The organism is Microvirga sp. P4_G7, from assembly GCF_056401005.1.
The window spans coordinates 1-2259 of sequence record NZ_JBFUKD010000605.1 but is presented as its reverse complement, the minus strand read 5'-3'; the positions used below and the strand labels follow the sequence as shown (position 1 = coordinate 2259).

At 64.0% G+C, this 2259-nt stretch carries 2 protein-coding genes; both read left to right on the top strand.

What is annotated here, in order from left to right; all coding sequences use genetic code 11:
- On the top strand, positions 1-968 hold a 968-nt coding region (argS, locus tag AC1DT3_RS18510; RefSeq protein WP_477466691.1), incomplete at its 5' end, for an arginine--tRNA ligase domain-containing protein.
- 102 nt (positions 969-1070) lie between these two features.
- A partial coding sequence (locus AC1DT3_RS18505) for a hypothetical protein (protein ID WP_477466690.1) occupies positions 1071-2259 on the top strand: 1189 nt, incomplete at its 3' end.

Here is a 2259-nt window from a genome sequence, read left to right as displayed (position 1 = left end):
CTCTGCAGGAGGGCAACGGCGGCGAAGTGGCGAGGACGATCGCCGATCTGCGGGCCAGGGATCTCGTCTACATGGGACGGCTGCCGCCTCCCAAGGGGCAGAAGGACGACGATTGGGAGGACCGGGAGCAACTTCTGTTCCGTGCAACCGCCTTCGGCGACGAGGTCGATCGGCCGCTTTTGAAGTCCGACGGCTCGTTCACCTACTTCGCGTCCGACATCGCCTATCACCACTCGAAATTCGAGCGGGGCTATGCCGCGATGATCGACGTTTGGGGCGCCGACCATGGTGGTTACGTCAAGCGCATGCAGGCGGCGGTCAAGGCCGTCACCGCCGGGAAGGGCGATCTCGACGTCAAGCTCTGCCAGCTCGTGAAGCTGCTTCGCGACGGCGAGCCCGTTAAAATGTCGAAACGGTCCGGCGACTTCGTGACGTTACGTGATGTGGTGGATGAAGTCGGCCGGGACGCGGTCCGTTTCATGATGATCTTCCGCAAGAATGATGCGCCCCTGGATTTCGATCTGGCGAAGGTCGTTGAACAGTCGAAGGACAATCCAGTCTTCTACGTCCAGTACGCTCACGCGCGCTGTGCGTCGGTCTTTCGGCAGGCGGCGGAGGCCTTCGCAGAGGAAGATTTTTCTCCTGCCAAGCTTGCAAACGCTGACCTTTCAGTGCTTCAAGACGACGCGGAGTTGGATCTGATCCATCGGATTGCGCAGTTCCCGCGTCTGGTCGAAGCGGCCGCAGAGGCTCACGAGCCTCATCGGGTCGCTTTTTACCTCTATGACCTCGCGAGCTCGTTCCATAGTTTGTGGAACAAAGGCAAAGACCTGCCACAATTACGATTTGTTAATCAGACTGATAAAGATTCAACGCAATCGAGGCTCGCACTTGTCCATGCTCTGAGGGGCGTCTTGGCATCGGGCCTCTCCATTTTGGGCGTCACGGCACCAGACGAGATGCGCTGAATTCGAAGTTCCTCCAGGGACTTCGATGCGCGGACTGGGTGGCTGACGTCGAACAGGCGCAGGCGGTTTTCGCCTGTGTCGAGCCACCGGAGGCCCGGCATCATGAGCGAATCAGTCAAGCCACGTTTCGCGGTCGATCTCGATGAGATCGAGAAGCAGCTTGCTTACGGCCAGGGCGCGTCTTCGCAGCCCATGGCGCCGACCAGAGGCGATCCGCTGGCTGAATTGGCGAAGATCGTGGGGCAGGACGATCCGTTCCACGCCATGCTTTCACCCGGCGCCAGCCAGCAGCGCGCGCCAGGCGGCCAGGTCCCCAACTTGGACGAATTGTTCGCGGCGCAAGAGCGTGTCGCAGCTGTCCACGGCTTCCAGGAACCCGAGATGCGCGCCAGCGTCGGCGCGCCTCCGGCATTCGATTTGGACCAATATCAGCAGGCTGCGACCGCAGGTCGCGCCTACGCGGCTCCGGAGCCTGCTCACCACGCCGGCCAGCCGGACGATGACTACGACCAGGCGGAATACGACCAGCATTATTATGCGGCGTCCGCCGTCGGACAGTCACCAGCCTACCAGGACGAGCCGGAGCACCATGAGCGTCCTCTGAAGCGCCACGGCTCCTCGAAGGGCAAGATTGCGCTCGGAGCGGTCGTCTGCGCCGCCGTTCTCGGCGCAGGCGGTGCTTGGTACGCAAACGGAAGCAGCTCGATCATGCCCGGCGGAAAGCCGCCGCTGATCAAGGCCTCGAAGGAGCCCACGAAAGTCCAGCCGGACAACCCGGGCGGCGTCGAGATTCCGAACCAGAACAAGCAGATCTACGATCGGAGCGCACAGCAGCCGGCTGAAACGAAGGTCGTGAACCGCGAGGAGCAGCCGGTGGACGTCAAGCAGGCGACCCGCGTCGCATCTGCGGACGCAACGGCTTCCGTTCCGAGCGCAGATGCGAAGAGCCCCGGCAACGTRCTCAACCTCGGCGAACCTCGCAAGGTGCGCACCGTTTCAATCCGCCCGGACGGGACCGTGGCAAGCGACGCGGCCAAGCCGGCGGCAGCGGCACCTGCCGTAACCATGCCTCCTGGCACGCAGGCCGCAGTGCCGGCTCCCGTCGTCACCAAGCCGGCAGCATCGACGCCCGCGGCTCCCGCGATCGCGCAGATGCCGGTCGCCGCAGCACCCGCGAAGCCGGCAGCGCCCGTCACCGCGCCCGCTCCGACGGCCGTCGCGACGACACCACAGCCGCAGAAGGTCGCGTCGATCGCTCCGACTGCCCCGGCCGCAGCGGCCGCGGAGGCAC